The sequence below is a fragment of the Mucilaginibacter limnophilus genome (genome assembly GCF_004005815.1).
Lineage (GTDB): Bacteria > Bacteroidota > Bacteroidia > Sphingobacteriales > Sphingobacteriaceae > Mucilaginibacter > Mucilaginibacter limnophilus.
The window spans coordinates 58,120-73,620 of sequence record NZ_SACK01000004.1 but is presented as its reverse complement, the minus strand read 5'-3'; the positions used below and the strand labels follow the sequence as shown (position 1 = coordinate 73,620).

At 42.3% G+C, this 15,501-nt stretch carries 12 protein-coding genes; 5 read left to right on the top strand and 7 right to left on the bottom strand.

Annotation, left to right across the window (positions count from 1 at the left end; translation table 11 throughout):
* Positions 1 to 31 precede the first annotated feature (31 nt).
* Positions 32 to 1,135 carry an efflux RND transporter periplasmic adaptor subunit gene (locus EOD41_RS11265; RefSeq protein ID WP_127704918.1) on the top strand — a complete coding sequence of 368 codons (1,104 nt, stop codon included), beginning with the start codon at positions 32 to 34 and terminating at the stop codon, positions 1,133 to 1,135.
* A 31-nt stretch (positions 1,136 to 1,166) separates the two neighbouring features.
* Positions 1,167 to 4,601, top strand: a complete 3,435-nt coding sequence (locus EOD41_RS11260) for an efflux RND transporter permease subunit (protein WP_127704917.1) — start codon at positions 1,167 to 1,169, stop codon at positions 4,599 to 4,601.
* A gap of 249 nt (positions 4,602 to 4,850) precedes the next feature.
* On the opposite strand, the gene ung is transcribed toward EOD41_RS11260, so the two are convergent.
* Positions 4,851 to 5,528: a uracil-DNA glycosylase gene (ung, locus tag EOD41_RS11255; protein ID WP_127704916.1), complete on the bottom strand. Its 678-nt coding sequence runs from the start codon at positions 5,526 to 5,528 to the stop codon at positions 4,851 to 4,853.
* A 73-nt stretch (positions 5,529 to 5,601) separates the two neighbouring features.
* On the opposite strand from ung, the gene EOD41_RS11250 reads away from it, so the two are divergent.
* Entirely contained in the window at positions 5,602 to 6,153 is a 552-nt protein-coding gene (locus tag EOD41_RS11250) for a tetratricopeptide repeat protein (RefSeq protein ID WP_127704915.1), read from the top strand.
* 40 nt (positions 6,154 to 6,193) lie between these two features.
* Here EOD41_RS11250 and EOD41_RS11245 read toward each other — a convergent pair whose 3' ends face one another.
* Together EOD41_RS11245 and lysS are read right to left on the bottom strand one after the other, a co-directional pair.
* Complete coding sequence (locus EOD41_RS11245; RefSeq protein ID WP_127704914.1) at positions 6,194 to 6,406, bottom strand: hypothetical protein; 213 nt, start codon at positions 6,404 to 6,406, stop codon at positions 6,194 to 6,196.
* Between the two features lie 205 nt (positions 6,407 to 6,611).
* Entirely contained in the window at positions 6,612 to 8,333 is a 1,722-nt protein-coding gene (gene lysS / locus EOD41_RS11240; RefSeq protein ID WP_127704913.1) for a lysine--tRNA ligase, read from the bottom strand.
* A gap of 193 nt (positions 8,334 to 8,526) precedes the next feature.
* On the opposite strand from lysS, the gene EOD41_RS11235 reads away from it, so the two are divergent.
* On the top strand, positions 8,527 to 10,947 hold the full coding sequence (locus tag EOD41_RS11235) for an outer membrane beta-barrel family protein (RefSeq protein ID WP_127704912.1): 2,421 nt from the start codon (positions 8,527 to 8,529) through the stop codon (positions 10,945 to 10,947).
* A 33-nt stretch (positions 10,948 to 10,980) separates the two neighbouring features.
* Here the strand turns inward: EOD41_RS11235 and EOD41_RS11230 are convergent, their stop codons facing one another.
* Genes EOD41_RS11230 through EOD41_RS11220 form a run of 3 tightly spaced genes read right to left on the bottom strand, consistent with a single transcriptional unit; the run spans position 10,981 to position 14,233 of the window.
* Positions 10,981 to 11,610, bottom strand: coding sequence for a chloramphenicol acetyltransferase (locus EOD41_RS11230; protein ID WP_127704911.1), 630 nt, complete (start codon positions 11,608 to 11,610; stop codon positions 10,981 to 10,983).
* Between the two features lie 60 nt (positions 11,611 to 11,670).
* Positions 11,671 to 12,321, bottom strand: a complete 651-nt coding sequence (locus tag EOD41_RS11225; RefSeq protein ID WP_127704910.1) for a hypothetical protein — start codon at positions 12,319 to 12,321, stop codon at positions 11,671 to 11,673.
* A 1-nt stretch (position 12,322) separates the two neighbouring features.
* The gene (locus EOD41_RS11220) at positions 12,323 to 14,233 is read right to left on the bottom strand and encodes an AMP-dependent synthetase/ligase (protein WP_127704909.1); all 1,911 of its coding nucleotides are present in this window, start codon (positions 14,231 to 14,233) and stop codon (positions 12,323 to 12,325) included.
* A 136-nt stretch (positions 14,234 to 14,369) separates the two neighbouring features.
* Here EOD41_RS11220 and EOD41_RS11215 point away from each other — a divergent pair, with 136 nt between their 5' ends.
* The gene (locus tag EOD41_RS11215) at positions 14,370 to 14,966 is read left to right on the top strand and encodes a short chain dehydrogenase (protein ID WP_127704908.1); all 597 of its coding nucleotides are present in this window, start codon (positions 14,370 to 14,372) and stop codon (positions 14,964 to 14,966) included.
* A gap of 132 nt (positions 14,967 to 15,098) precedes the next feature.
* Here EOD41_RS11215 and EOD41_RS11210 read toward each other — a convergent pair whose 3' ends face one another.
* Complete coding sequence (locus tag EOD41_RS11210) at positions 15,099 to 15,425, bottom strand: HesB/IscA family protein (protein WP_127704907.1); 327 nt, start codon at positions 15,423 to 15,425, stop codon at positions 15,099 to 15,101.
* Positions 15,426 to 15,501 lie beyond the last annotated feature (76 nt).

Sequence of the window (15,501 nt, the reverse complement as noted above, 5' to 3'; positions counted from 1 at the left end):
ATCACAACATATAATATACATAATCACACAAATGAAAAATTTATTATACATAGCCGCCCTATTGTTCCTGGCATCATGCGGAGGCAATAAACCGAAAGATAAAAAAGCCGAGCTGGCCGAGCTGCAAAAGCAGCAGGCTGAGCTGAACGCGAAAATTGCCAAACTGCAAGCCGAAATTGGTACCAACGACTCGGGCAAGGTGCTTGATGTAACCGTTTATAAAGTTGAAACAGGCCAGTTTAGCAACTATGTAGAAATACAGGGTAAAATTGATGCTGAAGAGAACGTTACCGCATTTCCGCAGGCAGCAGGTGTTATTACAGCTATTTATGTAAAGCCGGGACAACGTGTAAGCAAAGGCCAAAAGCTTGTACAGTTAGACAATAGTGTGTTAGTACAGCAAATTGGCCAGGCCGAAGCACAAGTTACTTTAGCACGTAGCTTATATCAACGCCAAAAAAATCTGTGGGATCAAAAGATTGGTACTGAAGTGCAGTTTTTACAGGCACAAACCAATTTGCAGAGCACTGAAAAACAACTGTCTGCATTGCGTCAGCAATCGGCTTTATATAGTATAAAATCGCCTATAAACGGCACTATTGAGCAAATGGACCTCAAACTTGGTGAATCTGTTAGTCCGGGTTTATCAGGAATTGGTATTGTTAATGATAAAAATCTAAAAGTAAAAGCTAATGTACCGGAATCATACGCTTCAAGCGTAAGCACCGGTAACAAGGTGAAAATTTTAATACCCGATGCAAATGACTCAGTTACTACTAGTGTAACCTTTGCAGGAAAGGCTATCGATCCGGTATCAAGGAGTTTTCCAATTGAGGTAAAGCTGCCATCGCGTAATACATTAAGGCCGAATATGACAGCGGTACTAAAAATTGCCGATTACACCAAAGCTAATGCTATTGCCGTGCCGGTTAAAGCTATACAAAAATCAGAGAACGGCGATTACGTGTATGTTAACCAGAACGGTGTTGCAAAACAAAAGAATGTAAAGCAGGGCAATGTATCAGGCGGTCGTGCTGAAATAGTATCAGGCCTGCAGACGGGCGACCTTGTAATAGTTGAAGGCGCTGCTGATTTGGAAGACGGCGACAAAGTAAAAGTACTGCAAGGCATATAAAATCTATCACATAAAAAAATTCCTTTCTGTTATGAAAGATGTTGAAAAACAATTTGGACCATCCAGTTGGGCCATAGATAATAAAACGGCAATATATGCAATGGTGTTTATTATAACACTGTTAGGCTTGTTAAGCTATATTAACCTGCCGAAAGAGAACTTTCCGGACATTGCGCAGTCTAAAGTGTTTGTGCAAACGCAGTACCTTGGCCAATCGCCCGAGAATATTGAGCTGTTAGTTACCCGCCAAATAGAAAAGCAGTTAAAATCACTTAAAGGCCTAAAAAAGGTTACATCTAACTCGCTGCCAAACGTATCGGTAATAACTGCCGAGTTTAACGCGAATGTTAATATACGGGATGCTAAACAGGATGTAAAAGAAGCGGTTGATAAAGCGAAGCCCGATTTGCCTCAAAATGATGATAACTTGAAAGAATCAAGTATATCAGACATTAACGTTGCCGACCTGCCCATACTATATGTCAACCTTTCGGGTAATTACGACCTGAAAAAATTGAAAGAGTATGCCGATAATCTGAAAGATGAGATTGAAAGTTATAAAGAGATATCAAAAGTTGAATTAGTAGGTGCTTTAAAACCTGAAATTGAGATCAACGTTGATATGAATAAGATGACCGCCGCGCAGGTAAGTTATAATGATATTATAACAGCTGTTGGTGGTGAAAACATAATCGCGTCTGCCGGTACCATTAAAATGGATGGCGTACGCCGAAGCGTTGATATCAGACAGGATTTTAAGAATGCCGAAGAAGTTGCCGCCATGGTGATACGTAACCCAAGCGGCCGCGCTGTTTACCTGCGTGACATTGCTGAGGTTAAAGACGGTTTTGCCGAGCAGGAAAGCTACGCGCGTTTGAAAACTAATGAGCAAAAGGCTTACAAAAACGTTATCACGCTTAACGTGAGCAAGCGTTCGGGCGAAAACCTTATCGCGACATCAGATAAGATAAACGCGATGATAGCCGAGAAGCAGCGCACTGAGTTTCCGCGCGGACTTGACATTACCGTAACCGGCGACCAAAGCGACCAGACACGTACTACCGTGAACGACCTGGTGAATACCATCATCATCGGCTTTATACTGGTAACGGTTATCCTGATGTTCTTTATGGGTACTACAAACGCAATTTTCGTGGCATTGTCAGTACCATTGTCGTGCTTTATCGCCTTCCTGGTGATGCCGGCCATAGGCTTTACGCTGAACATGATCGTGCTGTTCTCGTTCCTGCTGGCGCTGGGTATAGTAGTGGATGATGCTATTGTGGTGATAGAAAATACACACCGTATTTTTGACAACGGAAAAGTGCCTATTGCCAAAGCCGCTAAAATGGCTGCCGGTGAGGTATTCCTGCCGGTATTCTCAGGTACCATGACAACCCTTGCACCGTTTGTGCCGCTGGCTTTCTGGAACAGTTTGATCGGTCATTTCATGTTCTTCCTGCCAATTACGCTGATCATTACTTTGTTGGCATCGTTAATTGTGGCTTACATTATTAACCCGGTATTCGCGGTTGATTTTATGAAACCGCATGTTGAGGGCGAGCATAATAATCCGAAGTTTGATAAAACGGTTAAAAAGGTATCTATTATCATGGCTGTTATAGCGGTGATAGGCTATTTGATCAACATTGGTTTAGGTAACTTCGTGGTGTTTGCATGGGTGTTGTATATGCTTAACCACTTTGTATTTGTTAAGTGGATTGACCGTTTCCAAAACGGCGCATGGCCTAAGTTTCAAAACTGGTATGCGCGTATGCTTGAAAAAGCTGTGCGCAGCCCGTGGTGGGTATTGGCCGGTATAATCGGTTTGTTTTTCCTGAGCATTGTGTTTACGGCTATCCGTTCGCCAAAAGTGGAGTTCTTCCCTGAGGCCGACCCTAACTTTGCCTACGTTTATATTACACTGCCAACCGGTACCGACCAGGAATTTACCAACGAGGTGACACGTAAGCTTGAGCAGCGTGTGGCTGATGCTGTTGAACCGGATAAAGATCTGGTTAAATCAATCATCTCGAACGTAACTGTTGGCGTAACCGACCCGCAGGATGAAGATCAGGGCTCTTATCCAAACAGGGGTAAAATAGCGGTAGCATTTGTAAAATTTGGTGAGCGCGAGGGCAAAAGCACTAAAGTTGTGCTGGCTAATATCCGTAAAGCGGTAACCGGTGTTGTACCGGGCGCGCAAATTTCTGTAGCGCAGGAGCACGGTGGCCCGCCAACGCAAAAAGATATCAGTATTGAGATAGCCGGTGATGATTTGGATACGTTAACAAAAACGGCTACACGTTTGAAAAACTTCCTGATAAAGCAAAATATCGGTGGTATTGAAGAACTAATACCCGACGTACAGGATAACAAGCCCCAAATTGTGTTTACTGTTGACAGGGAGCGCGCTAACCGTGAAGGTATCAACACCGATCAAATCACAAAGACATTAGGCGCTACCATATACGGTGCTAAAGCTGCTGATTTTAGGAATACTACAGAGGATAACTACGAAATAAACGTACAGGCCATGGAAGCCCAGCGCCATGATATTGACGCTATACGAAACTTGAAGATCACCTACCGTGATTTTGCAACCGGTGGAGCTATTCGTCAGGTGCCTATATCGGCTTTTACTACTATTGAGTATAAAAACACGTACAGTAATATCAAACATAAGCAACAGCGCCGTGTGATTACGCTGGGCTCGAACGTTATACCGGGCTTTAATGCCAATGAGGTTAACCAGCAGATATTGCAGTCGGTAAATAACTTCAAAAAGCCGGAAGGCGTAACCATCCGTCAGGGAGGCGGTCAGGAAGACCAGGTTGAAGCCGCAACATTCCTGTTATCGGCATTAGGTGTTTCTTTTATGATAATTCTGGTTATCCTGATGATGCAGTTTAATTCATTCGGTAAAACGTTCATTATCATCAGCGAGATATTCTTTAGTATCATAGGGGTGTTCCTGGGTATAAGTATCTTCGGCATGACCATCACCATCGTAATGACGGGTGTAGGTATCATCGCGCTCGCGGGTGTGGTGGTACGTAATGGTATATTGCTGGTTGAGTTTACCGACCTGCTTCTTGAGCAAGGTATGAGCCTGCACGACGCGGTGGTTGAAGCCGGCCGCACCCGTATGACCCCGGTAATACTTACCGCAACCGCGGCAATACTTGGTTTGTTCCCGCTGGCTGTTGGTTTCAATATCGACTTTGTTGGGCTGTTCACCTCGTTTGAGCCGCATATTCACTTTGGTGGTGATAACGTAGCCTTCTGGGGCCCGCTGTCATGGACGATGATCTTCGGTTTGGCATTCGCTACCATTATCACGCTTATTATAGTGCCATGTTTGTACCTGATACGCACCCGTTTAAAAGACAGGCTGGCCGGACGCAAGCACAATGAAGACGAAGCGATTTCAAAGGAAGAGTTAGCCGCTTTAAATCATCATTAAAAAACAACAATTCCCAATAAATTAACAATTGAAAGGCCCCGCAGTAACGCGGGGCTTTTTATTTTGGTGCCAGATTTTTGACAGTGTTGACGGTGTTGACAGGTGTTGACGGTGTTGACAGTGTTGACGGTGTTGACTGGTGTTGACAGTGTTGATGGGTGTTTACCCTGTTGATGTCAACACCTGTCTTGAGCTAATAATAGCAACAAATTTATCTACTCACCACTCACTTTTCACCATTAACCAACCTTAATGTATCTGCCAGTCGATAGGTTGTTTGCCTTCTTTCTCTAAAATAGTGTTGGTTTTCGAAAAATGCCTGCATCCAAAAAAGCCGTTGTCGGCAGAGTAAGGTGAGGGGTGGGCAGCCTTTAATACATGATGCTTTTGGGTTTCGATAAGCTCTGTTTTTGCTTGCGCAAACTTCCCCCACAGCAAAAAAATGATGCCTTCTTTTTGCTCAGATATGGTCTTGATGACAGTATCGGTAAATATTTCCCAGCCCTTTTTTTGATGCGAGCCCGGGCTTCCTGCACGTACGGTAAGCGTGGCGTTAAGCAGCATTACACCTTGTTCGGCCCATTCCGTTAGCTCACCGTGCGAGGGTATGGTAAAACCCGGAATATCGCTTTGTAGTTCCTTGTAAATATTTTTAAGCGAGGGCGGCGGATTAATACCCTTTTGCACTGAGAACGATAGCCCGTGCGCCTGGTTCGGCCCGTGATAAGGATCCTGACCAAGCAATACTACTTTAAGATTATTGAACGGCGTTTTGTTGAAGGCGTTAAAAATATCACTGCCTTTAGGGTATACTTTATGCCCGGCTTCTTTTTCTTCTTTCAAAAACTGTTTAAGCCGTATCATGTAATCTTTTTCAAACTCGTCTTTCAGTATATTCAGCCACGAAGGCTCCAGATCTATCGCCATAAATATTATAGTAATATGTTGATTAAGACTGCAAATAAACGGATATTTGCGCTCTATTTAGTAATTACAATTTATGTCAAATACTGTTCGCTTAATTATAGCGTGTGTAATAATGGGAGCCGGCGTAACCCTTTGTGGTTTTGGTTTCTGGGGCTGGGGAATACTGGTTGTTCTGTTAGGGGGTATAGTGCTGCTTAGCTTTTTCTTTAACGAGAATATGATACTGGCGCAGTGGTTTCTGCGTAAAGAAAATTCAGAGAAAGCTGAACAATGGCTGCTGAAGATCACTGATTACGAAAAACAGCTGCACCGCAACCAGCATGGTTACTACAACCTGCTGATAGGCCTGATTGAATCGCGCAAGGCGCCGCTTAAATCAGAAAAATACTTTAAGAAAGCCCTTTCACTGGGCATGACCATGTCGCACAACACCGCATTGGCTAAACTTAGCCTGGCGGGCATAGCAATGGCCAAACGCAATAAGCGAGAAGCTGATATGTATTTAAAGGAAGCGGCTAAAGATGATAAAAACAAGTTGCTTGCTGATCAGATAAAAATGATGAAAGCGCAGATGGGACAGATGGATAAGCAACAAGTAGTACGCGGCGGTTACCGTCAGTTCTAAAAAGTAAATAATGAACGGCTCTTTAAATAAAGGGCCGTTTTTATTTTTCTTCTATTGAACTGAAGTAGCTTGGCTCAGATGAGTGTGTTTGTGAAGAGGTATAATGTCTCTCAACAAAACCGAAATCATCTTCAGCAGGCCTTGAAACTTCAACCATTTTCAATATATTCCTGATTACCGACAGATCAAATATTTCCCTGTTTAGTTTGATCAGGTATTCGTTTTCTGTTATTTCAACTATAGAGCTTGTCATAAAATTTGTATTATACAGTATTTAACTATAAAACTAAACAACTGTTTTAATACGAAAGTTTGCTTTCTTTTATGATTTCGTTAAGAAATTATTAACAGTGGTTGTGAAAAACTTTTTACTTAACAACGCCCTATTATAAAATTGTATAAAACAAAATGGGCAACCTGGTAAGGTTGCCCATTTTGATATGTAATGAACAATTTTTTTATTCAAACCACTTCATCACCTCTTCTTTCGAAGGCATGGCGATATCAAGTTTTAACTTTTTGCGCATACCGCCCATGTCGTTATAAACTTTGTTCGGGTTGGCTGCTTTTAACTCTTCAATAGTGTTAAAACCCATTTTATTTAAAACGGGTACCCATTCAGGTTGTACGCCAATATTAACAAAATCATCAAGCGTAGAAATTTTTGATTTCTTTTCGGGGCGCATTTGCGGGAAGAACAATACTTCCTGTATGGTGCTTTGATTGGTAAGCATCATCACAAGTCTGTCGATACCTATGCCCAGACCTGATGTTGGCGGCATGCCGTATTCTAACGCGCGAAGGAAGTCGTCGTCCATGGCCATGGCTTCTTCGTCTCCACGACCGGCAAGTAACAACTGCTCTTCAAAACGCTCACGCTGATCGATAGGGTCGTTCAGTTCCGAGTAAGCGTTGGCTATTTCTTTGCCATTTACAAACAACTCGAAACGCTCAACTAAGCCATCTTTGCTGCGGTGCTTTTTAGCAAGCGGCGTCATTTCAATAGGGTAGTCGGTAATATAAGTAGGCTGTATCAGGTGCGCTTCAACTTTTGCGCTGAATATCTCGTCAATAAGTTTGCCTTTACCCATAGAATCATCAACTTCTATCGATAAATCAGCGCAAACCTTGCGCAAGCCGGCCTCATCCATTGCTGAAACATCAATGCCGGTATATTTTAGTATCGAATCATACATTGACAGCTTTTCGTACGGACCGGCAAAGTTTATTTGATTTTCGCCAACCTGTACGGTAGTTTTACCATGTACGGCTTTGGTGACCGTTTCCAGGCACTCCTCAACCATGGCCATCATCCAAACATAGTCTTTGTAGGCCACGTATATCTCCATGGCGGTAAATTCCGGGTTATGAGTGCGGTCCATACCTTCGTTACGAAACATTTTGCCAAACTCATACACGCCATCAAAACCGGCGACAATGAGTCTTTTCAGATATAACTCGTTGGCTATGCGCAAAAACAGCGGCATATCAAGCGTGTTGTGATGTGTTTTAAACGGACGTGCCGCCGCTCCGCCGTGCACAGCCTGCAGGATGGGCGTTTCTACTTCCATCCATCCTTGCGCGCTAAAATATCCGCGCATAGCGCTGATCACTTTTGAGCGGTTAATGAATATTTGTTTGTATTCAGGGTTAACAGTAAGATCGACATAGCGTTGGCGGTAACGCAACTCAGGATCGGTAAAGCCATCGTAAATATGCCCTTCATCGTCGCGTTTTACAACAGGTAGCGGTTTAAGCGACTTTGCAAGTACAGTCATTTCCTGCACATGTACCGAAATTTCGCCGGTTTGGGTAATAAATACATAACCCTTAACACCGATGTAATCGCCTATATCAAGCAGCTTTTTAAATACGGTATTATAAAGCGTTTTATCTTCGCCGGGGCAAATGTCGTCGCGTTTCAGGTAAACCTGTATACGGCCTGTCGAGTCCTGCAGTTCGGCGAACGAGGCGCTGCCCATTATACGGCGGGTCATGATACGGCCGGCAATCGTTACTTCTTTATACGCCTCTGGATTGTTGTTAAAATTCTCATTGATATCCTTTGCCCAGGCATTTACCTTGTATTCCTCGGCCGGATACGGGTTGATGCCTAAAGCGCGTAATTCCTGTAATGATTTGCGTCGTAAAATTTCCTGTTCAGATAGGGCGGTGCTCATGTTATAAAATACCTGATTTATTAAGGCTGCAAAAATAGCGTTTTAGTTGGAGATGTGAGCAGTTTGCGTTAAGAATTGGACTACGGCAACTAAAACAATTTACCTGTTTTTTCTCTGGAGAATAGTTTGTACATACAAACTTTAGCCGTATTATTACATCAACCAATTACAATTAAACCATTTTGCTCAAGCCATGAGATACATTTACCATTGTTTAACATTTCATATTTTATTAGTCACACAGGCGGTCTTCGCCCAAACTTCGGATACTTATACAATACAAGGCCGTGTAATAGATTCGGCCACAAACAAGCCTGTTGATTATGTTACAGTCAGTCTCGACAAAACTAATGGTGATCCGATGAAAGCAGGTTATTCCAAAACTGACGGCTCTTTTATTCTGGATAAAATAGTTAGCGGGACGTACATGCTGCACATTTTATATGTTGGATATGGCAGCAAATCCATCCGGTTGAATGTAAGCGGAAATTTTAATCTGGGTACCATATCGCTTTCTTCGCAAAGCAAGCAACTAAGCGAGGTACAGGTAACCGCAATGAGACAGATAGTACGGCAGGATGTTGACCGGATTACGTATGACATACAGGCCGACCCCGACAGTAAAACCCTGAATATGCTGGATATGATGCGCAAGGTGCCTTTGCTGTCAATTGATGCTGCGGATAACATCCGTTTGAAAGGAAACAGCGATTATAAGATCCTTATAAACGGAAAGCCCTCGGGGCTGATGACGCGTAACCCGCGTGACGCCCTACGCAGTATGCGCGCAGGGAATATTAAATCTGTAGAAGTGATCACAACGCCGCCTGCCAGGTACGAAAGCGAAGGTTTGGCAGGTATCATCAATATCATAACCAACCAGCGCACTGATGAAGGTTATAACGGCGATGTCGGGTTGTATTATATCACTTATGAAAGCCACGGCACATGGACGGACCTGAACGTTAAAAAAGGGAAATTTGGAGCGGTTGTTTATGCCGAGGGGTTTATCCGCAACGGCCCCGATCTGAATTTTACAAATGTCCGCGAAAGCACACAGCCTTTTATGCAACGTGTAGAGCAACGAGGCAAAAACAATAACAATAATTCCGGGAAGGGCTTGTATATCACAACTGATCTCAGTTTTGAGATAGACTCTCTTAACCTGCTGACAGCCAACATTGGTTATTACCCCGAGTACATTGACCGCAAAGGTGAGATGTCTGTTATCACAAACAATATAGATAACGGCAATACGTACCTTTTAGACAATACCGACGATTACAGCCGCGACGCGCTGGACTTGGGGGTGAATTACCAATTAGGCTTCAAGAATAATAAGGACAGACTACTTTCTGCCTCGTATAAATACATGTGGGCTGCAACCGACCAGAATATCATGAACATTGCTACCGCCAATGTTTTTTATAATGATAATAACATATTGAATCAATTAAATAAAGCCGCTTCACTTGAACAAACGGCCCAGCTTGATTTTGTGCACCCGTTAAAGAGATTAAGTATCGAAGGTGGATTTAAAGCCATTTTCAGGGATAATAACAGTGATTTCAGCAGCCGTACCTTTATGGGTAATAATGGTGCAATATTGCCAGAAAATGTAGTTGCTGATAAGTTTGATTACCTGCAAAAGGTATATGCTTTTTACAATTCATATGAGTATAAAGTGAACGAAAAAAATTCCCTTAAAGCCGGCTTACGTTTGGAACGTACAGTAATAGACGCTGATTTTACAACCAGCGGTATAGATTTTAATACAGGTTATAATAAACTGATACCTTCAGTAGCACTGCTGCACAAATTTAAAAATGCAGGAAACTTAAATTTTGGATATACGCAACGGATACAGCGGCCTAACATCTGGCAGCTTAATCCTTTTGTAAATACCAGCAATCCGGTGTTTTACACCTCGGGCAATCCAGATTTGAAACCGGTACTAAACCATAACTTTGAATTGAACTACAGTAAGTTTGGTAAAGGTACTTTTGTTGGCGGTATTAGCTATTCATTTGCCGATAATACTATACAAAACGTGGTTGCTTTGGGTGCTGATTCCATCAGCAGGTCGAGCTACCAAAACCTGGGTAAGAACGACAATATTGGCGCTGATATAAATTTTAATTACCCTATAACTGAAAAGCTGAGCGTTAACTTTGGCGGAAGACTTGCTTACCTGTGGATGGACGGCTTAGTTAATGGCAACCCTTACAGCAATAAAGGCATGCAAGGACACTTCACCAGTAATTGGAGCTACGGTTTCGGCAATAACTGGCGGCTCAGTGCAGATATAAATTACAACAGCCGTTCGCTTAGCCTGCAAGGTGAAACCAGCAGCTTTACCTATTCGGCGGTACGTGTAAGTAAGGATGTATTTAAGAAGCAGGGAACGTTTATGCTGGCGGTGATTAACCCATTTCCGCAATACCGAACCTTAACCACCAAACTTAATACAGAAGGTTTTATGCAGCAGTACCAAACCCGGGTGCTGATACGCGGAGTTCATTTGAACTTCTATTACCGTTTTGGCAAGCTAAAAGAAGCTGTTAAAAAGAACAGGAGAGGGGTTAATAATGATGATGTGGAGAAATTGAAGTGAAGAATTGTAACGACTATTAGAAATGCTGCCTGGTTAAACTGTTAAGAACAACTCTTCCAACTTTTGCACAAAAAGCCCCAGATGATAGCCATCAGCCAGACCATGATGCACATGTATTGATATAGGCATCATCATTTTACCATCAGCAGCGGTGGACACCTTTCCTACTGAAATTTTCGGCATACTATCGGGAAACTTAAAGCTGCGAGCATGACTAATGCCTGTAAACTTTATCCATGGCAATGCCGAAAAATGTATCACGTCCTTATCGGGGCAAAGATAGCCTAATCCGTCAAGCGCCTTTATACGTTCCGTTTCTTTGATTGCCGCAGCGGCAAATTCATTAAAATCAGTATCATAGTTAAAACGGCTGTAGCCAAAAGTGCCATCTTCACGACCGATCGTAGGGCTAACGCTTATGGTATCATATACAACAATTCTGTGGTCATCTGTTATACGATACCTCATAGCTTCTGTCGCGTTAACCGCTGTAAGTATTTTGTGCATGTAATACAGGTAGAAAGAATACCTGTTTGCTTTGGCAGTGCGGTAAACAGCAGTACAGTCAAGGTCAACAGTAACGCCATAGAACGGCTCGTCAAAGCTGCTGAAAAATTCAAAATGTTCCTTGCGTTTCCAGGTAGAAAAGTCGATATAGTGCATAGCGCAAAGGTAATACTAATGCGTTTGCAGGTGGAACACCTGCAAAGGGGCGGGTTATCGTCAACTATGATATTTTAATATATTAATGGCAATAACCTTTTTATTTTTACGAAGTATTAACCTATTATTTTTAACTGAAACTTCATCAAACTCATATTCAGGAAAATTACCTTCAATACTAATACTGCTTACTGAAAACACATATTTTTTAGCTGTATCCAAATAATGTATTACAATTTGCCGAGGGTTATCATGGTTTGCAAAATAAATCACAAAAGGATAAAATTTATTAGTACTATGGTCGTAAATTAACTCGCCCAACTCTAAAACTTTTTTTCCGTTTAGCTTATTTATAACGACAAAATTGCAGCGTCCGTTAGCTGGACAACCGGTTCTGAACAGTAAATACTTATTATACTCTTTTGCAAGTTGATAACCTATCCGGTAATTAATTCCGTACAATTCACGAAACATCTCACCGGTCATGCTATAAATAATTTTCTTTAATCCCTTATTGTTTTCTAATGTTAGCCAAACTGAATCACAGTTAAATTGATAATAAAGTTTGGAGCCGTTTTGCAGACTAACGATTTTACAATTGGCGGGACTTTCGATAATCGACTTGTCATCAGGACAGCCACAGATTTTAGATTGTCCCCAACTTGTTTGAAATACAAGTAGACCTAAAAGTAATATCCCGATATCTTTCATATCAATCCGCCTCAGTTTCCTGCAGATAAAGCTCGTCAATCACATCAGCATATTTCTTCTCAATCACTTTGCGTTTAGCTTTAAGGGTAGGCGTGATCTCACCATCTTCCATGCTGAATGGCTTACGCTTTACTTTAAAAGCTTTTATGCGCTCAAACTTAGCCAGTTCATTTGATAATTTGCGGATGTCCTGACCTATCCATTGGTTTATTTCCTTGTCGTCAATAAATACTTCCGGACGTTCAAAAAACTCTTCTTTTAAATTGAATTGTTCCTGAAGCGATTCTTTGTTGGGTATGATGATGGCTGTAATGTGCTCACGTTTATCGCCAATTAAAAATACGCCTTCAATTTTGGGGCTTTTTAGGTAGGTGTTCTCCACCGGAGTAGGATAAACGTTTTTGCCATAGGCGTTTACCAGCATGTTTTTCAGCCTGTCGGTTATCTGAATATTACCTTTATAAAAGCGGCCAATATCACCTGTATGAAACCAGCCGTCAGCATCAATGGCAACGGCGGTTTCTTCCGGTTTGTTCCAGTAGCCCTTCATTACGCAATGCCCGCGCACAATTATCTCGCCTTCCTCACTCTGGAAATCCGGCTTAAAGCTTTCGTGGGTTTGTATAGTGTAAATCTGTTTGGTGTCGATATTTTGTATGCCTACTTCAATACCCGGTATAACACGGCCTGCGGTGCCATATACCTGCCTGTCCTGCTCATTCACGCTCATCACCGGTGATGTTTCAGTAAGGCCATAGCCTTCTAAAACTTTTATACCAAGGTCGCCGAAAAACTCACCTACGTTTTTAGGTAGTGCGCCGCCACCAGAGATCATGAATTTCAGCCTGCCGCCGGTTTTCTCTTTTATCTTATTGAATACCAGTTTTTCGGCTATTCTATTTTGAACCGAAAGCACAATGCCCGGCGTTTTGCCTGCTTCGTTGGTTTCACGAAACTTCCGCCCGATACCCAACGACCATGTAAATATCTTAGCTTTAAAACCACCACCCGCGGTGCCCGATTTCATAGCCCTGTCCTGTATTCGCTCGAGCAGTCGTGGTACGCAATTCATCACCGTCGGGCGTACCTCGCCCATATTGCGGGCAAGCAAGTCGAGGCTTTGCGCGAAAGCAATTTTACAGCCAACAGCAAGGCAAATATGATAAGTTGCTGTCCGCTCAAACACATGCGACAGTGGCAGGAACGACAGGAAAACATCATCCTTATCCACCACAGTGATCTGTATTAAACTGGCCCAAACGTTGGTGGTAAGATTGTAATGGGTTAGCATTACACCTTTAGGAATACCGGTTGTACCTGATGTATAAATCAGGCAGGAAAGATCTGACGGCAGTATGGCTTCTCGACTGGTTGTAATTGCTGAGCGGTACTGGTCAATTAGAGTAAGTCCCTCTTCAGCGACCTGTTTTAAGCTTACAATATTAGCGTTAACGGCGCTGTTGATATGTTTTTCGTGATCGTCAAACGCCGGGATAACGCGTATCAACGCCGGGCAATTGTTAGCGATTTTAAGTACTTTTTTAAACAGAAAAGGATTGCCTACCAAAATTGTGCGCGCGCCCGAATCATTCAGGATATATTCCATATCCGCCTCGCTAAGGGTAGGGTAGATAGATGTGTTTACCGCACCAATTTGCTGTAATGCCTGATCATAATAAATATAATCCGGACCGTTCTCGATGATCAATGCCAGCTTATCACCTTTTTGTATGCCGATGTGCAGCAGCCATGCCGATATAGCATCGATCTTTTCAATAGCTTCTTTATATGTAATGTCAACCCATGTATCCTTTACTTTATGACTTAAAAATGGATGCGTTTCCGGGTGAATGTTAACTACTATATTGCGTATAAAACCGGGAACAGTTGAAACTTTATTCTCGAAATTCATTAATTCAGGTTATCAATCAGTAAACAAAGCTAATTTTTATTTTACAAAATTCCGACGATATCTTTCTCATGCCTGACTTTTAAATGATAACACTTGTTTCAGTAATATTTAAGATTGCTAAATAATTAATATCACAATGAAAATAATAATTGTAGGTGCATCAGGCACCATAGGCAAAAAAGTAGTTGAGGCTTTGAAGACAGATCATGAGATAGTTACCGCCGGTTCAAAAAGCGGCGATCTGCAGGTTGATATCACCTCGCCTGAATCAATAGAAGCGTTCTACAAACAGGTAGGAAGTTTCGACGCACTAATAAGCACTACAGGTTCAGGGCACTTTGGATTGATTAAAGACGCAACGCCCGCTGATTATAAAAAGGGGATAGAAAATAAGCTTTTAGGGCAGGTAAACCTGGTGCTGATCGGTCAGCATTATATTAACGCTAAAGGTTCTTTTACACTTACGTCAGGCTTGCTGGCAACCGAACCGTTTTTAAATTTCAGTAACGTAACATTAATCAATGGCGCTTTAAATGCCTTTGTTAAAGGAGCCGCTATTGAATTGGAAGACGGTGTACGTGTTAATGTTGTGAGTCCGGGTGTGGTGATTGATTCACCGCATTATTTCCCTGTATTTCCGGGTGCGGTTCCGGTTACCATGGACAGAGTAACGGCGGGTTATGTGCGGAGTATATTTGGCGGTATTACAGGACAGGTGATAGACGTGTATTAGCCCCGCTCCAACTTTTCTAAAAATAGAGTATAAATGATATAATGTATTACAGTACTCTCCAAGCAGAGGGTAGAGTAGTTCATAAAAAAAGCCACTTAAAAGCGGCTTCTCTATATCATAGCGTCAGATACCTTATACCGAAAAGCTTTCGCCGCAACCGCAGGTGCGGCTTGCGTTAGGGTTATGGAAGTTAAAGCCTTTTCCGTTCAACCCGTCTGAGAAGTCAAGTTCAGTGCCGGCCAGGTAAAGGAACGATTTCATGTCAAGCGCCATGCGTACACCTTTATCTTCAAAAAATTGGTCGCCTTTTTTCTCTTCGTTATCAAAATCCAAATTATATGATAAGCCCGAGCAACCGCCACCCTGTACCGATACCCGCAGAAAATACGAGGCATCAAGCCCGGCGTCCTGCATCAGGTGGTTTATTTTATCTTTCGCTTTATCAGTTACTGTAACCATTTTTAAATAGATTCAAAAGTTAAGAATCAGGAATCAAGATATAGCCATCAAAATTTAAACCAGTTTATTTCTTGGT

Bases quoted from the DNA above. Each gene is read 5' to 3' on its own strand.
- EOD41_RS11265 (WP_127704918.1), top strand. From the start codon at position 32: ATGAAAAATTTATTATACATAGCCGCCCTATTGTTCCTGGCATCATGC.
- EOD41_RS11260 (WP_127704917.1), top strand. From the start codon at position 1,167: ATGAAAGATGTTGAAAAACAATTTGGACCATCCAGTTGGGCCATAGAT.
- ung (WP_127704916.1), bottom strand. From the start codon at position 5,528: ATGGCGATAGATCTGGAGCCTTCGTGGCTGAATATACTGAAAGACGAG.
- EOD41_RS11250 (WP_127704915.1), top strand. From the start codon at position 5,602: ATGTCAAATACTGTTCGCTTAATTATAGCGTGTGTAATAATGGGAGCC.
- EOD41_RS11245 (WP_127704914.1), bottom strand. From the start codon at position 6,406: ATGACAAGCTCTATAGTTGAAATAACAGAAAACGAATACCTGATCAAA.
- lysS (WP_127704913.1), bottom strand. From the start codon at position 8,333: ATGAGCACCGCCCTATCTGAACAGGAAATTTTACGACGCAAATCATTA.
- EOD41_RS11235 (WP_127704912.1), top strand. From the start codon at position 8,527: ATGAGATACATTTACCATTGTTTAACATTTCATATTTTATTAGTCACA.
- EOD41_RS11230 (WP_127704911.1), bottom strand. From the start codon at position 11,610: ATGCACTATATCGACTTTTCTACCTGGAAACGCAAGGAACATTTTGAA.
- EOD41_RS11225 (WP_127704910.1), bottom strand. From the start codon at position 12,321: ATGAAAGATATCGGGATATTACTTTTAGGTCTACTTGTATTTCAAACA.
- EOD41_RS11220 (WP_127704909.1), bottom strand. From the start codon at position 14,233: ATGAATTTCGAGAATAAAGTTTCAACTGTTCCCGGTTTTATACGCAAT.
- EOD41_RS11215 (WP_127704908.1), top strand. From the start codon at position 14,370: ATGAAAATAATAATTGTAGGTGCATCAGGCACCATAGGCAAAAAAGTA.
- EOD41_RS11210 (WP_127704907.1), bottom strand. From the start codon at position 15,425: ATGGTTACAGTAACTGATAAAGCGAAAGATAAAATAAACCACCTGATG.